General features: G+C 39.1%; 6 protein-coding genes. 1 reads left to right on the top strand and 5 read right to left on the bottom strand.

The window, feature by feature from the left end; translation table 11 throughout:
• Positions 1-499 precede the first annotated feature (499 nt).
• The 4 genes from AC220I_RS16550 to AC220I_RS16535 all read right to left on the bottom strand — a co-directional run bounded on the left by AC220I_RS16550 (position 500) and on the right by AC220I_RS16535 (position 4,481).
• The gene (locus tag AC220I_RS16550) at positions 500-961 is read right to left on the bottom strand and encodes a DUF1097 domain-containing protein (RefSeq protein WP_486724969.1); all 462 of its coding nucleotides are present in this window, start codon (positions 959-961) and stop codon (positions 500-502) included.
• 11 nt (positions 962-972) lie between these two features.
• Positions 973-1,803, bottom strand: a complete 831-nt coding sequence (locus tag AC220I_RS16545) for a phosphoenolpyruvate hydrolase family protein (protein ID WP_486724968.1) — start codon at positions 1,801-1,803, stop codon at positions 973-975.
• Positions 1,804-1,919: 116 nt separating this feature from the next.
• Complete coding sequence (locus AC220I_RS16540) at positions 1,920-3,140, bottom strand: Tm-1-like ATP-binding domain-containing protein (protein ID WP_486724967.1); 1,221 nt, start codon at positions 3,138-3,140, stop codon at positions 1,920-1,922.
• 138 nt (positions 3,141-3,278) lie between these two features.
• Positions 3,279-4,481 carry a phosphoenolpyruvate hydrolase family protein gene (locus AC220I_RS16535; RefSeq protein ID WP_486724966.1) on the bottom strand — a complete coding sequence of 401 codons (1,203 nt, stop codon included), beginning with the start codon at positions 4,479-4,481 and terminating at the stop codon, positions 3,279-3,281.
• A gap of 193 nt (positions 4,482-4,674) precedes the next feature.
• Here AC220I_RS16535 and AC220I_RS16530 point away from each other — a divergent pair, with 193 nt between their 5' ends.
• Positions 4,675-5,433, top strand: coding sequence for a hypothetical protein (locus AC220I_RS16530; RefSeq protein WP_486724965.1), 759 nt, complete (start codon positions 4,675-4,677; stop codon positions 5,431-5,433).
• A gap of 1 nt (position 5,434) precedes the next feature.
• On the opposite strand, the gene AC220I_RS16525 is transcribed toward AC220I_RS16530, so the two are convergent.
• Complete coding sequence (locus tag AC220I_RS16525) at positions 5,435-6,331, bottom strand: DMT family transporter (protein ID WP_486724964.1); 897 nt, start codon at positions 6,329-6,331, stop codon at positions 5,435-5,437.
• Positions 6,332-6,353 lie beyond the last annotated feature (22 nt).

The following is a 6,353-nucleotide window of genomic DNA, read 5'->3' as shown; positions in this document are numbered from 1 at the left end:
TGGCATTTCCTTTGATCATTATACTTGCTCTGACAATCTTATGACTAAAAATCCCACAAAATATTATTAATAAATAACTTAAACCCGCTAGTCGTGCCTTGCCTTTTAAAGTTTCCATAATGCCTCCTAAATCATATAAATTTGAATACAAATGTCAATCTCATTACCGTCGGTAATTACCAGTGGTAATATTTAAATAATACCACTGGTTTCTTGCCTAGTCAATATCATTTTGTAATCTTTATAAGTTTGTATTCTCTTCAGATCAAATTGATCTTAAAGAGTCCACTAGAAAGACATCCTTTTAGCAAGAGAACATAAAGGTTATTGAACCCTCTCATATGTCTTAATAATTTTCTCTGTGGCCCTATGTCACTCGGCATCCTTAATAGCAGATTTAAGTTCAAAGCTAGGGTACACAAAAAAAGTTGACCTTATTCATTAAAGGTCAACTTCTTTTAATTTGAGCAATCATATTTACTTTCCTTAAGCGAATAGATTAGATTGCTTCTTTCTTTTGAATAGAAAGGGCAACAACTTCAGACAGATAGCCAAGGACTGCGCCACATACAAGTCCAATCACAGCACCCATAAAGTCAAAGTTAGCAGCAAAGAATGCTGAACACCCTATGAAAGCACCCGGTATAAACCCTAGCCAAGATATTTTTGCCTGCCAGCACATGCCAGCTGCACCTAGGGCAACAGCAAGTCCTAGCCCCACTGTACCGCCTACCACTGGTCCTAAAAGTCCAGCCAATTGAACGATTAAATACCCCCAAACCACGCCGCTAAAATTTAAAATTAAAGACGTTTTCAAGCCATTTACTTTCCCCCCAGAAGCGTAAAAGCTTGCCCATGATAAAAATCCCGCAAAAGTAACAAGTCCAAGTGACACACTTACAGCTGTCCATAATCCCGCTAAAATGCCCACACTTATTCCAACTGCCATTAAAAAAGTCATAATAATCCCCCTTATTTAGTGATCCGTTTAAATGCCTCCGTTTGAATCTTAATGCCCCTTTCAGCTGCAAAACGCTCAATGCTAGATGCACCGAAGAAGCCATCTATACCTTTTGTTCTTTCAATCACATATGCTGCATCTTCTGGCTCTGCTATTGGTCCACCGTGACAAATGACCAAAATATCTGGATTTACCTTTCTGCCGGCTTCAATAATGGCCTCGATTTTAAGAATACATTCATCTAATGTTAAAGCCGTTTGTGCACCGATGGACCCCTTTGTGGTCAAGCCCATGTGTGCAACGAGTATATCTGCACCTGCTTCAGCCATTGCCTTGGCTTGATCTGGGTCAAATACATAAGGCGTTGTCAACAAATCAAGTTCATGAGCTTTTCTGATCATGTCTACTTCAAGATCATATCCCATGCCCGTTTCTTCTAGATTTTGTCTAAAGACGCCATCTATAAGCCCCACTGTTGGAAAGTTTTGAACGCCGCTGAAGCCCATATCCTTGAGCTGCTTTAAAAACACTTCCATAACTCTAAAGGGGTCTGTGCCGCAAACACCAGCTAAAACAGGTGTATTTTGAACCACTGGCAAGACCTCGGATGCCATATCTACAACAATTGCATTTGCATCGCCATAAGCCATGAGACCAGCTAAAGAGCCACGACCTGCCATTCTGTATCTACCTGAATTATAGATGATCAGCATGTCTGCCCCACCCTTTTCACTGCTCTTTGCAGTGATGCCAGTTCCAGCACCTACACCCACTAAGATATTCCCCTCAGCAATCTGTTTTCTATACATGTCCATAATTTCAAGTCTATTCATTTTATTCATATGAGTTGCCTCCTAAATGTCTTTTGCTTGTGATCGTCACAAGGCTATGTTGATTTTTTTCAAATTTTACCTTATAAAAGCTTTTGTTTTCCTTTGGATTTCTTTTTAGCTTATGTTTATGACTTAACTTTGGCCTCCATCATATCAATCAATTTTTGTGCAGCTGTTTCAGCGAAATACTGGTCATTTATATGATTTTGAAGTTCTTCAAGCGTCACGACATTTCGATTTACATTTGTCCTAATGGCATTAAACAAAGCTTCATCCTCCTCAGGTCCATAAAAAGCCTGGTCTGGTGCATCAATCATCGAAACACCCTTAAGCGGAAGCATTAAAATCGTATTACCACTCGCCATATTTAACTTTTCTGCAATTTTCTCACCGATTTTAATGTTTTCATCTACTGTTGTCCTCATCAACGTAACGGTTGGATTATGCTTGTAGAATTTTCTATTATCAAATTGTTTTGGAACCGTATCCATTGGTCCAAAGTTAACCATATCAATCGCGCCAACTGAAACCACTTGCGGAATGCCTTTTTTCCCTGCAGCCTCAAGGCGATTTGGCCCAGCATTGAGCACACCACCTACCAATTCATCACACCATTCTGTTGTCGTGATATCTAGGACACCCTCGATAAAGCCACCTTCAACAAGGGCTTCCATGGATTTGCCGCCTGTACCAGTCGCATGGAAAGTAAGCACTTCATAGCCTCTTTCCTCTAAATAATTTCGAGCATACTCCACACATGGGGTTGTGACACCAAACATAGTGGCTGCAACAAGAGGTTTCTTCTCGACGGCAGTCTTATTTTCAAATTTTACCATCCCTGCAATTGCAAACGCTGCATTTGTAAAAATCTTGGTCGAAATTGAATTAAGACCTGCCACATCTACAACTGATGGCATCATCATAATATCACTTGTGCCCACATAATGTGCCGTATTACCTGATGCGACAGTAGATACCATAAGTTTTGGTACGCCAATCGGCAGAGCTCTCATGGCAGGTGTTACTAGAGCAGTCCCTCCAGTACCGCCAAATGAAATAATGGCATCAAATTTTCCTTCATTAAAAAGCTTTGGAACTAATTTCTCCATGCCCTTTGATAAGATCTCAGTGGCATAGGCACGATCTTTTTTGTCTGCTATTTCTTTAATGTCAACACCAGCTGCCTTTGCCACTTCCACATTAGAAATATCAGGCTCAAATGTAGGTTCAAATACGCCTGTATGAATGGTAAATGTTTTTAATCCAAGTGCTTCAATTAGTCCTTTTACATAAGAATACTCATGACCTTTTGAATCAAACGTTCCCGCTATTGCTACAGTCTTCATCTCTTTCCCTCCAGTTGGTGACTCCAGACTGATCAGATCTAAAGTCTTAGGTTGGTCCTGTGTATACAAAACAACAGTACAATTAACTATATGTTAATCATACTGTTGTCAAATTTTAAAGTAAATGTATTTATGTCCTTAAGTCTTGTGTTTATGTCCACTTTTATACTGGGTCGGTGTTTGTCCTGTGTATTTTTTAAACATTTTGCTAAACTGAGCATAATCTTGATAGCCCACTAGATTAGCCACTTCTATCAGGTTGATTTCCTCCTCAGCACTCATAATTTCCTTGGCCTTATTGATTCTGTATTGAACCAAATACTCAGGAAAGCCACAACCAACCTCCTGTTTAAAAAGATTGCTCAAATGACTTCTTGAAACATAGGCGACCTTTGCAAGGTCCACAAATGATATCTTTTGCATATAGTGCTCTGCAACATATTTTTTAACGAACTGTACATAGTCATAGTGCTTAGTAATCCCTTCGAGCATTTTAACCATCAGATCATCTTCGCTGATATTGCCAGTTGTTTTAAAGGCACGCGTGATATTCGTAATCGACTTTTCAGATGGAATACGTTCAAAGGACGAACCTCCAATGTATCCCACCAAATCTGTGTTGCTATACATATATTGAACATCCACAGGGGTTTTAACTGGTCCCCCATAGATCATTTTAATGACATCAGGTCTGATTTTATTACATACTTCAAAGATTCTCTGTGCCTTGTCCTTTGCTGCTTCCAGTGACAAGACCTTTTTTGCGCCAAGCATACCACCAGCTGTAAAACCCAAATGGGCACAAATAATATCCGCACCAGCATCTAGCATGGCGCGTGCTTGTACCTCATCAAACACGAATGCCACAGTGAACAAATTCTTTTCATGAGCAATTCGAATGGCTTCTACTTCAAGGTCATAAGAAATGCCGATTTCTTCTAGGGCTTCTCTGTACTGACCATCAATTAAACCCACTGTTGGAAAATTGTTAATGCCCTCAAACCCCATACGACTTATCCGCTCAATATAGTGTTCTAAATCAATTGTTGGGTCCGTGGCATTTAGACCAAAAAAAACAGGAATCTTCTTTATGACAGGTTTGATTTCCCTAGAGGCGAACGACATGACCATGTCATTACTGTTGCAAAAAGGTAAAAAACCCGCAACTGAACTTCTTCCCATTTGTCTGAACTTCCCTGCATTAAGGGCAAGTAAAAAATCAGCACCGCCTTGCTCCGCGTACTTTGCTGTGATACCAGCGCCTGATGCAACGCCAATTATATGATTTCCTAGTTTTACCTGTCTCAAAAACTGATCCAAAACAGCTTCTCGTGCTTGCATTTTCAAAACCTCTTTATCTCATATATTTGTGCAAAAAGGAAATTGGAGACGGTTTTTCTCATGACCCATACTCTTGATGATATGATTTTATCACATCAAATCACCTTAAAAAAGAAAATCCCAAGTCCTTTTGAATTTTAGAACTTATTAGGATATAATAGACCATGACAATTTTAGCTTACAGGAGATAATTATGAAAAAACACAAACAAACCATATTACTTGGCATTGCATTAATTGGCCTTTCTGCAATTCTGCACGGTATTCATTATGCAATTTTTAGAGACTTGCATCACATTTTGATTTTCTTAGTGGCGGATATTGCCTTTATTCCTTTAGAAGTCTTTTTTGTGTCAGTGGTACTTGAACGCATCATTGAGAAAAGAGATGAACGCCAAATTACAAAGAAACTCAATATGCTCATTGGACTTTTTTATCAAGAGGTTGGAAATTATGTATTAACGCATTTCGTAAATGCAGATGAACACCTGACTTCGGAGGAAATTGATGCTGCGATTGATTTCAAATGGGATGCTACAAAATATGAACAACTCACCCATTGTATCTTGGCACATAAATATCATGTTTCCATGTCTCTTATAGATCTAAAGGAACTTGACCAAAAGCTCACCACTCATAAGGCCCTCATTGTCAATCTGATAACCAATCCAACCATTCATGAACATGGTCCATTTTCAGAGGTGCTTATGAGTCTTTTCCACCTTGCAGACGAACTCAAAACAAGACCGCTTGACGCACTCTCCAAGGAGGACATGGACCACCTGAAAGTTGATATTGACAGAGTATATCGTTGCCTTGCCGAAGAATGGGTCTCATATATGTCACATTTACAGGTGGATTACCCTTACTTATTTTTGACTGCCGTAAAATACAATCCATTTGATAAACGCGCATCAAACGTAAAAGAGTCTGAAGCTTTGTCTGGTTATTAGTCTAATTCATAAGCGTTTCACTATGCTGTGTTTCTTTGAAATTTAGATAGCTTGCGACTATGATTATGACAATCCCTACCATACTCCAAAAGTCAGGCAATGTTCCCAATATGATGAGGGATAGCCAGGCACTAAATATAATATTGGCATAAGCATAAATGGATACGTCGGATGCCCTTGCATAACTATAAGACTTGGTTAAAAAAACTTGTCCCACAAGTGCACCCAGTCCCATTAGTAAAAGTAAGGCAAATTCCATGAGGGAAACCCATTTAAAACTCATCATCAATGGCACCAACATAACGGCTGAGGAGAAAAAGGAAAAGAAGAAAACAATCGTAGATGGTTTTTCATAGGCTTTGAGTTTGCTTAAGAGTGTAAATGCAATCCCTGCAAAAATCGATGATGCAAAGCAAATCATCGTTGGAAACAAGACGCCAGGTGTTGTGGGTTTTGAAACGATTACAACGCCCACAAGCGCCAGAATCAAATACAAATACTGTTTTGGTCTAATTTTTTCATTCAGAAATATAGCCGCAAAAATTAATACCCAAAACTGTGAAAGCTTTTGAATGGTCGTCGCTGTGGCAACATCAATTTTAGAAATGGCATAATAAAAAGTAACAATGCCAAGGATCCCCATCACGCTTCGAACAAGGAGGTAAGGACGTCCTTCTTTAGTCCCAAAATAAGGTGCTTTGTCCTTTTTAACCAGATAAAAAGCAAAGAAGACGGTTATGAAGTTTCTAAAGAAGACCTTCTCATATAAGGGGATATCTATAGCAAGTTTGACTGCAATACCCATCACTGAAAATCCAAAAGCTGAGATTAGCATTGCTATTACAGCTTTATTTTTTTGTGTATAAAAGGTTTTCCAAACTTGTTTAATGCGGTCCATAGTATTCGCCTACTTTCCCATG

The sequence above is a fragment of the Fusibacter sp. genome, from assembly GCF_057447755.1.
The sequence above is the reverse complement of the archived record's forward strand: the minus strand, read 5'-3'. Positions and strand labels throughout refer to the sequence as shown.

What these genes read in the sequence shown, in the direction of transcription:
- AC220I_RS16540 (WP_486724967.1), bottom strand. Translation starts at nt 3,140, where the DNA reads ATGAAGACTGTAGCAATAGCGGGAACGTTTGATTCAAAAGGTCATGAG.
- AC220I_RS16525 (WP_486724964.1), bottom strand. Translation starts at nt 6,331, where the DNA reads ATGGACCGCATTAAACAAGTTTGGAAAACCTTTTATACACAAAAAAAT.
- AC220I_RS16535 (WP_486724966.1), bottom strand. Translation starts at nt 4,481, where the DNA reads ATGCAAGCACGAGAAGCTGTTTTGGATCAGTTTTTGAGACAGGTAAAA.
- AC220I_RS16545 (WP_486724968.1), bottom strand. Translation starts at nt 1,803, where the DNA reads ATGAATAAAATGAATAGACTTGAAATTATGGACATGTATAGAAAACAG.
- AC220I_RS16550 (WP_486724969.1), bottom strand. Translation starts at nt 961, where the DNA reads ATGACTTTTTTAATGGCAGTTGGAATAAGTGTGGGCATTTTAGCGGGA.
- AC220I_RS16530 (WP_486724965.1), top strand. Translation starts at nt 4,675, where the DNA reads ATGAAAAAACACAAACAAACCATATTACTTGGCATTGCATTAATTGGC.